The sequence below is a fragment of the Collimonas sp. NPDC087041 genome (assembly GCF_044745265.1).
Taxonomy (GTDB): Bacteria; Pseudomonadota; Gammaproteobacteria; order Burkholderiales; family Burkholderiaceae_D; genus Collimonas.
Genome location: NZ_JBIUZX010000002.1, coordinates 102,967 through 118,168 on the forward strand (window position 1 = coordinate 102,967; position 15,202 = coordinate 118,168).

The 15,202-nt window shown below is 59.5% G+C and carries 14 protein-coding genes; 11 read left to right on the plus strand and 3 right to left on the minus strand.

Annotated features, from left to right (window positions below; all coding sequences use genetic code 11):
• Positions 1–76 precede the first annotated feature (76 nt).
• A complete protein-coding gene (locus ACIPF8_RS03505; RefSeq protein WP_400417142.1) occupies positions 77–1,354 on the plus strand; it encodes a dicarboxylate/amino acid:cation symporter in 1,278 nt (425 codons plus the stop codon).
• 93 nt (positions 1,355–1,447) lie between these two features.
• Here the strand turns inward: ACIPF8_RS03505 and ACIPF8_RS03510 are convergent, their stop codons facing one another.
• Entirely contained in the window at positions 1,448–1,951 is a 504-nt protein-coding gene (locus tag ACIPF8_RS03510; RefSeq protein ID WP_400417144.1) for a cupin domain-containing protein, read from the minus strand.
• A gap of 347 nt (positions 1,952–2,298) precedes the next feature.
• Here ACIPF8_RS03510 and ACIPF8_RS03515 point away from each other — a divergent pair, with 347 nt between their 5' ends.
• From ACIPF8_RS03515 to ACIPF8_RS03550, 8 genes are all read left to right on the plus strand, one after another.
• Positions 2,299–3,303, plus strand: a complete 1,005-nt coding sequence (locus ACIPF8_RS03515; RefSeq protein WP_400417146.1) for a MurR/RpiR family transcriptional regulator — start codon at positions 2,299–2,301, stop codon at positions 3,301–3,303.
• Position 3,304: 1 nt separating this feature from the next.
• Positions 3,305–4,294 (plus strand): isoaspartyl peptidase/L-asparaginase family protein, encoded by a 990-nt coding sequence (locus ACIPF8_RS03520; protein WP_400417148.1) that lies wholly within the window; start codon positions 3,305–3,307, stop codon positions 4,292–4,294.
• A gap of 50 nt (positions 4,295–4,344) precedes the next feature.
• Positions 4,345–6,207, plus strand: coding sequence for a dipeptide ABC transporter ATP-binding protein (locus ACIPF8_RS03525; protein ID WP_400417150.1), 1,863 nt, complete (start codon positions 4,345–4,347; stop codon positions 6,205–6,207).
• A 63-nt stretch (positions 6,208–6,270) separates the two neighbouring features.
• Positions 6,271–7,824, plus strand: a complete 1,554-nt coding sequence (gene gsiB / locus ACIPF8_RS03530; protein WP_400417152.1) for a glutathione ABC transporter substrate-binding protein GsiB — start codon at positions 6,271–6,273, stop codon at positions 7,822–7,824.
• Positions 7,825–8,039: 215 nt separating this feature from the next.
• Positions 8,040–8,960: a glutathione ABC transporter permease GsiC gene (gene gsiC / locus ACIPF8_RS03535; protein ID WP_400417154.1), complete on the plus strand. Its 921-nt coding sequence runs from the start codon at positions 8,040–8,042 to the stop codon at positions 8,958–8,960.
• 8 nt (positions 8,961–8,968) lie between these two features.
• Positions 8,969–9,883 carry a glutathione ABC transporter permease GsiD gene (gene gsiD, locus ACIPF8_RS03540; protein ID WP_400417156.1) on the plus strand — a complete coding sequence of 305 codons (915 nt, stop codon included), beginning with the start codon at positions 8,969–8,971 and terminating at the stop codon, positions 9,881–9,883.
• Positions 9,883–10,917 carry a P1 family peptidase gene (locus ACIPF8_RS03545; protein ID WP_400417158.1) on the plus strand — a complete coding sequence of 345 codons (1,035 nt, stop codon included), beginning with the start codon at positions 9,883–9,885 and terminating at the stop codon, positions 10,915–10,917. Before gsiD ends, ACIPF8_RS03545 begins: the two co-directional genes overlap by 1 nt.
• Positions 10,918–10,937: 20 nt before the next feature.
• Positions 10,938–11,756: a M55 family metallopeptidase gene (locus ACIPF8_RS03550; RefSeq protein ID WP_400417160.1), complete on the plus strand. Its 819-nt coding sequence runs from the start codon at positions 10,938–10,940 to the stop codon at positions 11,754–11,756.
• On the opposite strand, the gene ACIPF8_RS03555 is transcribed toward ACIPF8_RS03550, so the two are convergent.
• Positions 11,743–12,978, minus strand: a complete 1,236-nt coding sequence (locus ACIPF8_RS03555; protein ID WP_400417161.1) for a nitrate/nitrite transporter — start codon at positions 12,976–12,978, stop codon at positions 11,743–11,745. The genes ACIPF8_RS03550 and ACIPF8_RS03555 overlap by 14 nt on opposite strands.
• 123 nt (positions 12,979–13,101) lie before the next feature.
• Here ACIPF8_RS03555 and gcvA point away from each other — a divergent pair, with 123 nt between their 5' ends.
• Both gcvA and ACIPF8_RS03565 read left to right on the plus strand, forming a co-directional pair.
• Positions 13,102–13,992: a transcriptional regulator GcvA gene (gcvA, locus tag ACIPF8_RS03560; RefSeq protein ID WP_400417163.1), complete on the plus strand. Its 891-nt coding sequence runs from the start codon at positions 13,102–13,104 to the stop codon at positions 13,990–13,992.
• Positions 13,993–14,016: 24 nt separating this feature from the next.
• Positions 14,017–14,865 (plus strand): MOSC domain-containing protein, encoded by an 849-nt coding sequence (locus ACIPF8_RS03565; RefSeq protein ID WP_400418161.1) that lies wholly within the window; start codon positions 14,017–14,019, stop codon positions 14,863–14,865.
• 1 nt (position 14,866) lies between these two features.
• Here the strand turns inward: ACIPF8_RS03565 and ACIPF8_RS03570 are convergent, their stop codons facing one another.
• Positions 14,867–15,145 carry a YfhL family 4Fe-4S dicluster ferredoxin gene (locus ACIPF8_RS03570; protein WP_400417165.1) on the minus strand — a complete coding sequence of 93 codons (279 nt, stop codon included), beginning with the start codon at positions 15,143–15,145 and terminating at the stop codon, positions 14,867–14,869.
• Positions 15,146–15,202: the final 57 nt, after the last annotated feature.

Below are 15,202 nucleotides of genomic sequence, written 5' to 3' on the forward strand. Positions count from 1 at the left end.
TTGTGGCCTGGCCTGCAGTCAGCTTTTCTTCCGCCGCGGTAACCTACGCGCATCCTGATATTCCAATGATTACCCTATGAACATTTTCTCTTTGTGGTTCCGTATCCCCTTTTGGCAACGCGTACTGGGCGGCTTTGTACTTGGCGCACTGGCCGGCTGGCTGGTCGGCGCACCGGCCGAAACCTGGTTCGGCCCGCTCGGCAAGCTGTACGTCACGCTGATCAAGATGATCGCGGTGCCGCTGGTGTTCTTTGCGGTCACCAACAGTATCTCCAGCCTGCACGGCATGAAGAGCGTGGCGGCGCTGGGCGGCAAGACCTTCCTCTGGTTCGCCATCACCGCCGTGCTGGCGGTGGGTGTCGGCCTGGCGGTCGCCAGCTTCACCAACCCCGGCCAGAATCTCGGCCAGTTGGCGATTGCCGCCGATTACACGGTGCGTGAAGTGCCGACGCCGATCCAGGTGTTGCTGGACGTGGTGCCGTCGAATCCGTTCAAGGCATTATCTGAAGGCAAGATTCTGCAGGTAATTTTCTTCGCAGGCCTGCTTGGCATGGCGCTGGTCAAACTGGGCGACAAGGTCAAGCAAGTGCGTGAACTGATGGGCGAAGCCAGCAGCGCGATGATCCAGATCACCCGCTTCGTGCTGGAAATGACACCGCTCGGCACCTTCGGCCTGATCGCCGCCCTGGTCGGTTCTTACGGTTTTGAACGGCTGCTGCCGTTAGGGAATTTCGTGTTCACGCTGTACCTCGCTTGCGCGTTGCATATCGTGGTGGTGTACGGCGGCCTGCTGCTGACGCATCGCCTGAATCCGATCCGCTTTTTCCGCGGCGCTTTCCCAGCGATGCAAGTGGCGTTCACCAGCTCGTCGAGCTTTGCGTCGATGCCAATCGCCTTGCGTAGCGCGGTGCATAACCTCGGTGTCAAACAGGAATACGCAGCGTTCGCGGTACCGCTCGGCGCAAGCATCAAGATGGATGGCTGCGGCGCGATCTACCCGGCCATCGCTTCGATTTTCGTGGCGCAGTATTTCGGCCTGCATCTGGACATGTCGCAGTACTTCATCATCATGCTGGCGTCGGTGCTCGGCTCGTTCGGCACCGCCGGCGTGCCCGGTACAGCGATCGTGATGGTGACACTGGTGCTGAGCTCGGCCGGCCTGCCGCTGGAAGGCATCGGCTACCTGGTAGCGATCGACCGCATCCTCGACATGATGCGCACCATGACCAACGTCACCGGCCAGATGCTGGTGCCGGTGCTGGTGGCCAAGGAAGAAGGCTTGCTCGATCTGGACATCTACAATGCGGCCAACAGCGATGTCGGCCTGGATCAGAACGGCAGTGCGGCTGCCTGATCTGCTGCCAATGAAATAGGGTGGGCACATCGCGCCCACCTTTGATAGCAGCATGCGAACCGCGTGGGCATGATATGCCCACCCTACGTTTCTTCAAGGTTCACCATCCCAATAATCCAGATCGTTCGATCTGCGCTGCACCACATCAAATACCCGTTCTCCACCCGCTGTCGCGGACGCCAGAAATTTTCCGGAGTCGGGATATTCGCACACCTCGGGTTGCTCCCTGGTGCTGATCGACAGGTACTTCAACGGCTTCTCCGACGTATTCAATATCTGGTGCGGATACTCCGGTCCAGGCGGAATGAAGATCACATCTCCCGCCGTCAGCGGCAACATTTCCCCGGCGACGCGCAAGGTACCCTCGCCTTCCAGGATGACAAACATTTCCTCCTGCGCATAATGGAAATGGTAGGGGCAGGTTATTTTTCCAGGCGCGACAATATCGATGCTGGCGCCCAGCTTGCTGGCCGCCGTGCCAACTGCAAGACGGGCGGTAAGCGCGTCGTACAGAGGCTCGCGCAAGTCGTGCTTGGTGGGTACCGTGTTGAAATTCCGAATCAGGCGTTGCCTCAAATCTTCTGCTTTTCCACTCATTCTTCTCTCCGTAAATTGCCGTACAGGAACGCGTTAGCATACATCGCTACGCCAACAACGACACCTCCGATTTTCTTCTTCCTGCCTATCGAGCGGCTTCCGTATCGTTACGAATCGGCGTACGCAGAAAGGCGTAGCAACTCGACATCATCATTGCCGAAAACACCCTTGTTTATGCGCACCATTTGCGGACGCAACCCCTGCAAAAATGGTGCATAGCCGCATTTTTGCTACATCTTCGCACCAGCAAAGCACACATCCAAAAAAGAAAATAAATTTCCTTTACTTGGAAAGTAAATGTAAATATATTTACACAAATTAGAAAATATGATTCAAGGGGATAGACGGTGCAACACTCCGCAATAACAACATGGCAACGTGAAAGCGCCGTCGCTGCACGCATCGGCAAGGTGTATCCCGAACTGTCCAAAGCGCATCGCAAAGCAGCCGATTATGTTCTCGCCAATGTGTTCCGCGCCGCCACCATGACCATCGACGAACTGGCCGATGCGGTCGGCGTATCGCTGGCGACCGCCAACCGCTTTGCCCACGCCCTCGGCTTCGATGGCTACCCGGCATTCCGCGCAGCGCTGGTGCAGGGTTTTGCCTCGTCGCTGGCGCCGGTGGAAAAACTGCGTGACCAGGTCCAGCGTCCGGCCACCAGCGCCGAAATCATCGCCGCCGCCCTCACTGCCGATATCCAGAACCTGGAAGCCACCCGCCGCACGCTGGCGCCGGCGCAATGCGACCAAGCGATCAACATGATCCTCAACGCCGAGCGCATCTACATTCTTGGGTTCGGCGCCAGCGGCCACCTGGCCGGCATCATGGCGCATGCGCTGGAACCGTACTGCCGCACCGTGATGTCGGTAGCCGGCCCTGGCGGCCCATCGCAGGCCGCACGTCAGTTCTTCAAGATCGATCAACGCGACCTGGTGATTGCGCTGGCTTTTCCACGCTATGTCACCGATACGCTGACGCTGGCCACGCGCGCCAAGGAACGCAATGCACAAGTGCTGGCGATCACCGACACGCCGACATCGCCGCTGGTGCCGTTGGCCGACATCACGCTCTACGCACAAACCGAGCGACAACTGTCGCCCACCTCGGATGCTGCCGCGCTGGCGTTGATCCAGGCGATATGCGACGCCGTAGCGCATCGCGCCAACCGCTCGGTGCACGCTGCATCGCAAATGACCGAATTCGTTTTGCCATGGCTACATTACCCCGATGGCAAAAATAAATCCAACGCACGCCCTGCCAAAGCGGCAGCCAAGATTGCTGGCGGCAAAAAGGCAAGCAGCGCGGCAATCCCTGCGACAACTACCAAATCCGTATCGAAAGCGAAATAACGTGAGCACACCAAACAGCATCGCCACCATCGCCATCCACGGCGGCGCCGGCACCATCCTGCGCAGCGCCATGAACAGCGAACAGGAAAAGGCCTATCACGCGGCACTGAACGACATCCTCAGCGCCGCCCAGGCGATCCTGGCCGACGGCGGCAGCGCGCTCGACGCCGTCTCCACAGCAGTCAGCATGCTGGAAGACTGCCCGCTGTTCAACGCCGGTAAAGGTGCGGTCTACACGCACGCCGGCACGCATGAACTGGATGCGGCGATCATGGACGGTGCAACACTGGCCGCCGGCGCCGTTGCCAACGTCGCGCACGTGCGCAACCCGATCCGGGCAGCGCGTACAGTCATGGAACATAGCGAACACATCCTGCTGGTTGGCGCCGGCGCCGAAAGTTTCGTCGCCGAACATGGTGTGGCGTTGGTGGAGCCGGAATACTTTCATACTGAAGCGCGCCATGCGCAATGGCTGCGCGCCCAGGAAAAAGGCGGCATGCTGCTGCTCGACCACGACGCCGCCAGCCAGGCTGCGGCAAAGGCAGCTCAGGAAATCGCCCCGATCGATCCCGACAACAAGTTCGGCACCGTCGGCGCCGTTGCGCTCGACATGCACGGCAACCTGGCAGCCGCTACCTCGACCGGCGGCATTACCAACAAACGCGTCGGCCGCGTCGGCGATTCGCCGTTGATCGGCGCCGGCTGTTACGCCAACAACCGCACTGCCGCCATTTCCACGACCGGCACCGGCGAAGCATTCATGCGCACTGTTGCTGCCTATGATATTTCGGCACGCATGGAATATGCGGGCGCTTCGCTAGAAGACGCAGCCGCTCAAGTGGTAATGGAACTGCTGCCGCGTTACAACGGACGCGGTGGCCTTATCGCCATCGACGCCCAGGGCAACGTCACGCTGCCGTTCAATACCGAAGGCATGTATCGCGGCTACGCCAAGGTTGGCGCAGCTCCGGTCACGGCAATTTACAAGTAACAAGCACAGATAATGCGCGAAACGACACAGCCGCAGAAGGAAGTGATTACATGAACAATCAAGCAGCACGCCGGATACTGACAGTAGATCAGATGAACGTCAGTTTCACCACCTCCGAACGCCGGGTGGATGCGGTACGCAACCTGTCCTTCCATATCGATGCCGGTGAAACGCTGGCGATCGTCGGCGAATCAGGCTCGGGCAAATCGGTGTCTTCGCAATCGATCATGCGCCTGATCGACTACGGCGGCGGCAAGATCAGCGGCTCGACCATGAATTTCCAGCGTCGCGACGGCAGCATCGTCGACCTGGCCAGCGCCGACCAGAGCACCATGCGCCACATCCGCGGCTCGGAAATCGCCATGATTTTCCAGGAGCCGATGACCTCGCTCAACCCGGTGTTCACGGTCGGCGAGCAGATTGCCGAATCGATCCGCCTGCATCAGGGCAAGAGCATGGCCGAGGCGCGCGCCGAAGCCTTGCGCATGCTGGAAATTGTGCGCATCCCGGAAGCAAAGCGCATCCTGGATCGTCATCCGCACCAACTCTCCGGCGGCATGCGGCAACGGGTGATGATTGCGATGGCGTTGTCGTGCAAACCGTCGCTGCTGATCGCTGATGAACCGACTACCGCACTCGACGTCACGATACAGGCGCAGATCCTGCAATTGATCCGCGCGCTGCAGGACGAGATGCAGATGGCAGTGATCTTCATCACGCACGATATGGGCGTGGTGGCCGAGATCGCCGACCGCGTAGTGGTCATGTGCCGCGGCGAGAAAGTCGAAGAAAACAACGTCCATGCGATCTTTGAAGCACCGCAGCATCCTTACACACGCGCCCTGCTCGCAGCAGTGCCGCGCCTGGGAGCGATGCATGGCACCGATTTACCGGAGCGCATCGCGATTGTAGGCGAAGCCGTCAATCCAGATCTGGCGGAGGAAGCCAAGATCATCCGCACTATTCCTGGCGCCGATCCGCAACAACAGCCGCTGCTGAAAGTACGCAACCTGACCACTCGTTTCGACGTCAAGAGCGGCATCTTCAGCCGTGTCAAACAACGCGTTCATGCGGTTGAACAAATCAATTTCGATCTGTATCCGGGTGAGACGCTGGCGCTGGTTGGCGAATCCGGTTGCGGTAAATCGACCACCGGTCGTTCACTATTGCGGCTGGTCGACATCACCAGCGGCAGCGTCGAATTCGGCGGCCGTGATCTGGCCAAGTTGCCGCGTTCGGAATTGCGCTCGCTGCGCCGCGAAATCCAGTTCATTTTCCAGGACCCGTTTGCCTCGCTCGATCCGCGCCTGACCGTCGGCTACTCCATCATGGAACCGCTGCTGGTGCACGGCATGGCCGAAGGCGCGCAAGAAAAAGTGGCGGCGCTGCTGCAGCGCGTCGGCCTGCTGCCGGAACACGCCCAACGCTATCCGCATGAATTCTCGGGCGGCCAGCGGCAGCGCATCTGTATCGCTCGCGCCTTGGCGTTGAATCCGAAGATCGTGATCGCCGATGAATCGGTATCGGCACTCGACGTTTCGATCCAGGCGCAGATCGTCAACCTGATGCTGGATCTGCAGCAGGAACTGGGCATTTCATTCATTTTCATTTCGCACGACATGGCCGTGGTGGAACGCATCAGCCATCGGGTGGCGGTAATGTATCTCGGCCAGATTGTCGAGATCGGCCCGCGCCGTGCGATCTTTGAAAATCCGCAACACCCATATACCAAGAAGCTGATGGCGGCGGTGCCGGTTGCCGATCCGAACCAGCGTCATCGCAAGCGCGAGATGCTGCCGGAAGAGATACCCAGCCCGATCCGCAATATAGATGACCTGCCCGTAGTCGAACCGTTGAAACAGGTCGGCCCCGGACACTTTGTAGCAACCCACCGGATTTCCGGCGCTTTTTAATTTGTAAGTGTTTTTTGCTTTGTTTGTCTACCTTCATTGATCTTTGAACCAGGGGAGTAACACATGCGCACTACTCGATATTTCGGCAAGGTCCTCGCTACCACTGCCGTTGCACTGACCGCCCAATTCACGGCCGGCCAGGTCTTTGCGGCCAAGGACGTCACGCTGGCGGTCGCCTCGACCTTCACCACGCTGGATCCCTACGACAGCAACGACACACTGTCGCAAGCGGCGATCAAGTCTTTCTACCAGGGCCTGTTCGGCTTCGACAAGGATTTGAAACTGGTCAATGTGCTGGCCGAAAGCTATGAAGTCAGCAAGGACGGTCTGGTCTACACCATCCGCCTGCGCAAGGGCGTGAAGTTCCAGGACGGCACCGATTTCAAGGCGGATGCAGTGAAGATGTCGCTGGAACGTGTCATCAATCCGGACAACAAGCTCAAGCGTTTCAATCTGTTCAACCGCATTTCCAAGGTCGACATCGTCAACGATTACGAAGTCAAGATCACGCTGAAAGAACCGTTCTCGCCGTTCATCAACACGCTGGCGCACTCCTCGGCCGCGATGATTTCGCCGACTGCGCTCAAGAAATACGGCAACAAGGATATCGCTTTCCATCCAGTCGGCACCGGCCCGTTCAAATTTGAAGAATGGAAGCAGACCGACTATCTGAAGGTCAGCAAGTTCGACGGCTACTGGAAGAAGGGTTATCCGAAGATCGACAGCATCACCTGGAAACCGGTGGTCGACAACAACACTCGCAGCGCCATCATGCAAACCGGCGAAGCGCAATTCGCCTTCCCGCTGCCGTACGAGCAAGCCGAACTGCTGAAGGGCAAACCGAACCTGGACCTGATCACTTCGCCATCCATCATCCAGCGTTACCTCTCGATGAATGTGCTGCAAAAGCCTTTCGACAATCCGAAGGTACGACAAGCGATCAACTACGCGATCAACAAGGATGCACTGGTCAAGGTTGCGTTCTCCGGTTACGCGATGCCGCAGGATGGCGTGCTGCCGCAAGGCGTCGACTATGCACTGAAGACCGGGCCATGGCCTTACGATCCGAAGAAGGCCAAGCAGTTGCTGGCTGAAGCCGGTTATCCGAACGGTTTCGAAACTGAGTTGTGGTCGGCCTACAACCACACCACCGCACAAAAAGTCATCCAGTTCGTGCAGCAGCAACTGGCGCAGGTCGGCATCAAGGCCAAGGTAATGGCGCTGGAAGCTGGCCAACGCGTGGAGAAAGTGGAAAGCGCACCGAATCCGGCAACTGCCCCGGTACGCATGTACTACACCGGCTGGTCGTCCTCGACCGGTGAAGCCGATTGGGGCCTGCGTCCTTTGCTGGCATCCGAATCGTTCCCGTCTAAGCTTTTCAATACTGCTTACTACAAGAACGACAAGGTTGATGCAGATATCGCCAAGGCGCTGACCACCACCGATCGCACCGAAAAGACCGCGCTCTACAAGGATGCGCAAACGGAAATCTGGAAAGATGCACCGTGGGCTTTCCTGGTCACCGAGAAGTTGTTGTATGCACGCAGCAAAAATCTGAAAGGCATTTATGTGATGCCTGACGGTTCGTTTAATTTCGATGAAATTGAAATTAAATAATTGCGGGACAGAGTTTAAGAGCCGCCGTAGCGCGGCGAATTACTCTGTCCCCAACTAATCAGATAAGACGGTTGATTTGCAAAGAACGGCGGCGGGATCAAGAATCACCTTGTCCCCCACCACCCACATATAGGTAAAACAAGGCAAAGACCTTGTGAGATACATAATCCGAGTACGGTCTGTTCCGACAGGCCGGCCAACTAGCAGAGCGCCCCATGTTTCCTTACGTATTAAAACGCCTGATGGGCCTGATACCGACCTTGCTGATTGTGGCAGTCATGGTATTCCTGTTTGTCCACATGCTGCCGGGTGATCCGGCGCGGCTGGTCGCCGGACCTGAAGCAGACTCCCAGACCGTGGAGCTGATCCGGCACGACCTCGGCCTGGACAAACCGATGCATGAACAATTCATCAGCTATTTCAGCAATGCCCTGCGCGGCGATTTCGGCACCTCACTGCGCACCAAGCGTCCAGTCAGCACCGAGATTGCCGAACGCTTCTGGCCAACCTTCTGGCTGACCGTGACCAGCATGGTGTGGGCGGTATTGTTCGGCCTGTTCATCGGCATAGTCTCGGCGGTGTGGCGCAATGAATGGCCGGACCGGCTTGGCATGACACTCGCCGTATCAGGTATTTCGTTTCCATCGTTTGCGCTCGGCATGCTGCTGATGGAACTGTTTTCCGTGAAGCTGGGCTGGCTGCCGACTATCGGCGCCGACAGCTGGCGCCATTACATCCTGCCGTCGCTGACACTCGGCGCCGCGGTAGCAGCGGTGATGGCGCGCTTTACCCGTTCCTCGTTCGTTGAAATCCTGCAGGAAGATTTTGTCCGCACCGCCCGCGCCAAGGGCTTGTCGGAAATGGTCGTGGTGCTCAAACACTGCCTGCGCAACTCGCTGATTCCAGTCGTCACGATGATGGGCCTGCAATTCGGCTTCCTGCTGGGCGGTTCGATCGTGGTCGAGAAAGTGTTCAACTGGCCCGGCATGGGACGCTTGCTGATCGACGCTGTCGAGATGCGCGACTATCCGATCATCCAGGCCGAGATCCTGCTGTTCTCGCTGGAATTCATTTTCATTAATCTGATTGTCGACGTGCTGTACGCCGTCATCAATCCGAGCATCCGTTACAAGTGAGGCCGCCCGTGACTACTCCATCAAGCCCAGTCTCTCCAGTCACCGCTGTTGCTGCCGCGCCGCTACCGAACACAATCCGCACGCCGTGGAGCGAGTTCTGGCGCAAATTCAAGAAACAGCACCTGGCGGTTGCCGCCGGTTGTTTCGTATTGCTGCTGATCGTGGTCGCGATTGCCGCGCCCTGGCTGGTGCCTTACGATCCTGAAAACTACTTCGACTACGACGCCTTGAATGCCGGACCGTCTCTGGCGCACTGGTTCGGTGTTGATTCACTTGGGCGTGACATCTTCAGCCGCATCCTGATGGGCACCCGCATTTCGCTGACCGCCGGCTTCTCCTCGGTCGCCGTCGGCGCCGTGATCGGCACCTTGATGGGCCTGATCGCCGGTTATTACGAAGGTTGGGCCGACCGCATCATCATGCGCATTTGCGACGTGCTGTTCGCCTTCCCCGGCATCCTGCTGGCGATCGGCATCGTCGCGATCCTCGGCAACGGCATGTCTAACGTGATCGTCGCGGTCGCCATCTTCAGCATCCCGACCTTCGCCCGCCTGGTGCGTGGCAACACGCTGGCGCTGAAGCATCTGACCTTTATCGAAGCGGTGCGCAGTATCGGCGCCAACGACCGCACCATCATCCTGCGCCATATTTTCCCGGGCACGGTGTCGGCCGTGGTGGTGTACTTCACGATGCGTATCGGCACTTCGATCATCACCGCAGCCAGCCTGTCGTTCCTCGGCATGGGCGCGCAGCCGCCGATGCCGGAATGGGGCGCGATGCTCAACGAAGCGCGCGCCGACATGATGACGGCACCGCATATCGCCGTGTTCCCGAGCCTGGCGATCTTCTTGACGGTGCTGGCCTTCAACCTGTTGGGCGATGGCTTGCGCGACGCACTGGACCCTAAAATCGACCGTCGCTGATGCTGAACATTCCTCATATCGGCACGCTGCCGGCCGGCCCACGCAACGCCATCAGCGATGTCGCCGGCGTTACCGTAGGCCATGCGACGCTGGCGCAAGGATCGATCCAGACCGGCGTCACCGTGATCCGTCCGCATGGCGGCGATCCATTCCGCGACAAGGTGCCGGCAGCCGCTACCGTATTCAACGGTTTCGGCAAAAGCATCGGCCTGGTGCAGGTGCAGGAGCTGGGCGTACTGGAGACGCCGATTGCCCTGACCAATACCCTGTCGGTCGGCAGCGTCGCCACCGCCCAGATCATTTCTGCCATCGGCGACAACCCGGAAATCGGCCGCAGCGACCCGACCGTCAATCCGCTGGTATTCGAATGTAATGACGGCTACCTGAACGATATCCAGGCGCTGGCAATCACTGCCGATCATTACCGGCAAGCCTTGTCCGCGTCCGCCGCCGATTTTGCACAGGGTGCAGTCGGCGCCGGACGCGGCATGTCGAGCTTCGAACTCAAGGGCGGCATCGGCTCGGCTTCACGCCTGGCACAAGTCGGTGGCAAGCAATATTGCGTTGGCGCGCTGGTGCTATCCAATTTCGGCAAGCTGGCAGCATTAACGCTGGCCGGACGTCGCGTCGGCGAAGAATTGCTGCGCCTGCGGCAGCCGCTGGAAGATGTCCCTGAAATGGGTTCGATCATCATGATCATCGCTACCGATGCGCCGCTCGATGCGCGCCAGCTGGGCCGATTGGCAACCCGCTGCGGCGTCGGCCTTGGCCGCACCGGTTCGATTTACGGCCACGGCAGCGGCGACCTGGCGCTGGCCTTTTCCACCGCACAAACCCTGCCGTATCGCCCGGGTCAGGCGATGCATCAAAGCGCATCCTTGCACGACAGCTTTCTCGATCCCTTGTTCGAAGCCGTGGTTGACAGCACCGAGCAGGCAATCGTCAACGCCTTGTTTGCCGCCGAAACCGTGACCGGCCGCGATGGTCATCAACGTCAGTCGCTGCGCGATGCATCGGCCAATCTTCCGGCCTAGTTCTCTCTCAAAAACACATCATGAAAATACTGATTTCCGTTGATATCGAAGGCATTGCCGGCGTCTTCCATCCTGAGCAAACCCGCGCCGGCAATCCGGAATATGAACGCGCGCGGCGCCTGATGACGGCAGAAGCCAACGCCGTCATCGAAGGTGCGCTGGCCGGCGGCGCCAGCGAAATCCTGGTCAACGATTCGCACGGCGGCTTCCGCAACCTGCTGCCGGACCTGCTGCATCCGGCCGCCAGCGCCATCCTCGGCAAGCCACGCCTGCTGGGCATGATGAGCGGCGTGGAAAGCGGTGTGGATGCTGTCATGATGGTCGGCTACCACGGCCGTTCGCAAAGCCGCGGCATCCTCGCTCACACCATCAACAGCTTCGCATTTTCACGCGTCTGGCTGAACGACATGGAACTCGGCGAAGCCGGCATCTACGGTGCGCTCGCCGGTGAATTCGGCGTGCCGGTGATTTTCGGCAGCGGCGACGATGTCTTCGTCGCCGAAAACCAGGCACTGTTCCCGCACGCCAAATTGGTGGCGATCAAGACCGCCGATGGCAACACCAGCGGTGTGTCACTGTCGCCGCAACGGGCAAACGCATTGCTGACCGAGAACGCCACAGCGGCAATCGCCGCCGTCGGTCAGGCCAAGCCATTCGTCCTGCAAACGCCGCTTACCTGCCGCCTGCAAATCCAGAGCCCTGCATTGGCCGACCTGTTCTGCCAACTGCCGCTGTTGCAGCGGATCGATGGCGTCAGCGTCGAATTTGCCGCGCCATCGGTGCAATATGCGGTACGCATCTTGAACAGCCTGTCGGCCATGTCGTTCATGTTGCGCTAAGCGGATCTGTTGCCGGCGTTGTGGTTTTCCGCAACGGCCGGCAAAACCAGATACCGGCAACCAACTGCACCAGCAAGGCAATCAGCCAGGCAGTCCGATGCGCGGCAACCGCATAATGCCCGCCGTCCTGCGGCCAGAGATTGAGCAGCACGCCAAATCCATACTGCACGATAAACGCGCCGGCAAAAAGCACCAGCGTCAAACCTGTGCTGACACGTCCCGCCAGATGTGCCGGAAATTCCCGTACCAGCGCCGCATACGACAACACGCCGGCGGTGCCGCACAAGCCATACAATCCCCACAGCAGCCAATTCGGCAGCGGCGCGCCGAGCATGATCAGCAACTGCACCAGCATGAACAGAAACATCCCGCTGCCCGCCGTGGTGTGCAATGAAATTCCACGTTGTTGCAAACGACGCGCCAGCCAGCCGGAGCCGACCGCCCCCAGCACCATCGCCAAACCGACCAGCGCCACGATATTCGCGGCAGCTGAAGCAGGCAGCTGGCTGACATCGCGCAGATATGGCCCGGCCCACAAGCCCTGAACGCCGAGAAACACGCCCTGGCTGGCCATCACCAATGGCGCCGTGCGCCAGAACACGCGACTCCTGAATATCCCGCCGATATCGCGCAGTTGCGCCGCCAGGCTGCTCTTCGGATGCTGCTCGTCCTTTTCCGGCACCAGCGTAAATAGCGCCAGCACTATCAGCAGAATCAGCACCGCCACCACCACGAACAACACGCGCCAGCTGGTCCAGCCCAGCGCCCATGCAATCGGTGTACCGGTCGCTACGGCGCCCAGCCCGCCAATCGCGTAGATGGCGCCATTCATCAACGGCAAGTGATCCTGCGGAAACCAGGCGACGATGGCCTTGAGACCGGCCATCAGGCATGCCGAAGTGCCAACTCCCAGCAGCAGGCGACCCAGCATCAGCATGCCGAATCCGTGCGCATTGGCCGAGACCACCGCACCGGCAGCGGCCAGCAGCAGCAGGCAGGCCAGCACCCGGCGCGGGCCGAAGCGATCGAGCAGGATGCCGAGCGGCAGTTGGCAAGCAGCGAAGGCGAAAAAATACAGGCTGGTGAGCAGGCCCAGTTGAGCCGGCGACAAGCCGAGTTCGCTGCTCAGCAGCGGCGCCAGCGGCAAATTGATGCCGCGCGCCAGGTAGGAAATGAAATAGCCTGATGAAAATATCAGGAACACACGGGTAGCAAGCTTCATGGTCGGTCGCAAAATAAAAACGGGATATGTCGATATTAAGAAGCAATCCGCACGAAAGCCAACGAAGTGTTTTATCCTTATATGTGAATGAAACTAACCGATTGCCATTTAACTCAGCCCAATATGTTCGAACGCTTGCCGCCAACCCAGACCCTGCGCGCCTTTGAAGCCGCTGCGCGGCTGGGCAATTACACCCGGGCCGGGGAAGAACTGCACCTGACGCACAGCGCCATCAGCCACCAGATCCGTGCGCTGGAACAACGCACCGGGCGTAAGCTGTTCCAGCGTGAAGGCCGGCAAATGGTGCTAACCGACAGCGGCCGGCTGCTGGCGGAAGAAGTACGACAAGCCCTGACGGCACTGGATCTGGCGCTGCAACTGGGCCGGGTCGAGCGCAAGCGCAGCGGACAGACACTGCGCGTCAGCGTCTCGCCATCGTTCGCCAGCGCCTGGCTGGTGCCACGGCTGGCGGCATTTCACGGCACACATCCGCATATCGACATCAGCCTGCGCAGCACGCATGAACTGAACGAGCTCGATTTCAGCGATGCCGATGTCGCCATCTGGTACGGCCGCGCCGGCCACAAGAATTTCCGCTACCAGCGCCTGCTGCAAGAAGTGATTTTCCCGGTTTGCAGCCCGGCCTTCCTGGCCGCTCACCCGCACATCACGCCGCAAGACCTGCCGCGCTATCCGTTGCTGCGCTTCGCCCATCATCGCGGCTGGGAGCAATGGTTTGCTGCCGCCGGGATCAAACACGGTGAACCGCAAACCGGTGCGCTGTACGACGATCCGATGCATCTGCTCGATGCAGCAGCCGCCGACCAGGGCATCGCGCTGGCGCGCGGCTGCCTGGCACACAATCACCTGGCAAGCGGCCGCCTGCTGCGCTTGTTCGACATCAAGGCGCCGGCGCGTGGCAGCTATTTTTTGGTGTCGCCGTTCGATACCCGAAAGGAAGCTGCGATTACTGAATTCCAGGACTGGCTGGGCCATATCCTGCCCCAACCGTAATTGAAAAAAAGAAGAATGAATACGATGCCAACCATCACCACCCTGACGCTCTACCCGATCAAATCCTGCCGCGGCATTGACCTGCAGGAAGCAGCCGTCACAGCCTTCGGCCTCAGCCATCTGCAAGTCCATGATCGTGAATGGATGGTAGTCGACAGCGCCGGGCAATTCCTGTCGCAGCGCTCGCATGCTGCGATGGCGTTAATTGTGCCAACCGTGCAGGCGGATACGATGCTGGTGCAGGCGCCGGGCATGCCACCGCTGACCGTTCCAAGCACGCCATTGGCGCCGGACACGCCAACGCTTGCCGTCACCATCTGGGACGACACGGTCGCGGCGCACGATTGCGGAGACCAAGCCACAGCCTGGTTTTCGCAGGTGCTCGGCACGGCGTGCCGGCTGGTGCGTTTCAATCCCGCCGCACAGCGCCTGGCGAGTAAGAAATGGACCAACGACATCGATGTGCCGACGCATTTTCCCGACGGCTATCCAATGCTGCTGATCTCGCAGGGATCGCTGGATGACCTGAACCACAAGCTACAGGCGCAGGGCCGCGCCGCCTTGCCGATGAATCGCTTCAGGCCGAATATCGTGATCGATGGCGTGGATGCATTTGAAGAGGATTTCGTAGCGACTATCCAGGCGGGCAACATCAGCCTGCAACCGGTCAAGCCATGTGCGCGCTGCCCGATGCCGTCGATCGACCAGGCCACCGGCGAATACGGTCCCGACCCGCTGGACATCTTGATGACCTATCGCATCAATCCACGCGTCAATGACGGCATCACCTTCGGCGTCAATGTGATCTTGCTGGAGGGAGAGGGAGAAATCCTGCGCGTGGGCCAGGAAATCGAACCGGAACTGGCGTTCTAGCTTACTGCGCCTTGGCGGCAGCTGTCGCAGCCACTTCGGCTTGCAGGCGCTCATACTTGGCCTGCAGCTGTTCCTTGGATTCGTGCCAGGCCGGGTCCAGCGGAATGCAACTGACCGGACACACTTGCTGACACTGCGGCTCATTGAAATGGCCTACGCATTCGGTGCATTTATGCGGGTCGATTTCGTAAATCAGCGGCCCCATGTAGATCGCACCGTTCGGGCACTCGGGCTCGCATACGTCGCAATTAATACAGTCGTCGGTGATCAATAAAGCCATTGCACTACTCTTTTAAATCAGGTTGCCGCGGGATCAGGCGATCCCGCTTTACTGCAC

Excerpts from the sequence above, each read along its gene's own strand:
- ACIPF8_RS03505 (WP_400417142.1), top strand. The coding sequence starts at position 77 with ATGAACATTTTCTCTTTGTGGTTCCGTATCCCCTTTTGGCAACGCGTA.
- gcvA (WP_400417163.1), top strand. The coding sequence starts at position 13,102 with ATGTTCGAACGCTTGCCGCCAACCCAGACCCTGCGCGCCTTTGAAGCC.
- gsiC (WP_400417154.1), top strand. The coding sequence starts at position 8,040 with ATGTTTCCTTACGTATTAAAACGCCTGATGGGCCTGATACCGACCTTG.
- ACIPF8_RS03550 (WP_400417160.1), top strand. The coding sequence starts at position 10,938 with ATGAAAATACTGATTTCCGTTGATATCGAAGGCATTGCCGGCGTCTTC.
- ACIPF8_RS03555 (WP_400417161.1), bottom strand. The coding sequence starts at position 12,978 with ATGAAGCTTGCTACCCGTGTGTTCCTGATATTTTCATCAGGCTATTTC.
- ACIPF8_RS03565 (WP_400418161.1), top strand. The coding sequence starts at position 14,017 with ATGCCAACCATCACCACCCTGACGCTCTACCCGATCAAATCCTGCCGC.
- ACIPF8_RS03510 (WP_400417144.1), bottom strand. The coding sequence starts at position 1,951 with ATGAGTGGAAAAGCAGAAGATTTGAGGCAACGCCTGATTCGGAATTTC.
- gsiB (WP_400417152.1), top strand. The coding sequence starts at position 6,271 with ATGCGCACTACTCGATATTTCGGCAAGGTCCTCGCTACCACTGCCGTT.
- ACIPF8_RS03545 (WP_400417158.1), top strand. The coding sequence starts at position 9,883 with ATGCTGAACATTCCTCATATCGGCACGCTGCCGGCCGGCCCACGCAAC.
- ACIPF8_RS03525 (WP_400417150.1), top strand. The coding sequence starts at position 4,345 with ATGAACAATCAAGCAGCACGCCGGATACTGACAGTAGATCAGATGAAC.
- ACIPF8_RS03570 (WP_400417165.1), bottom strand. The coding sequence starts at position 15,145 with ATGGCTTTATTGATCACCGACGACTGTATTAATTGCGACGTATGCGAG.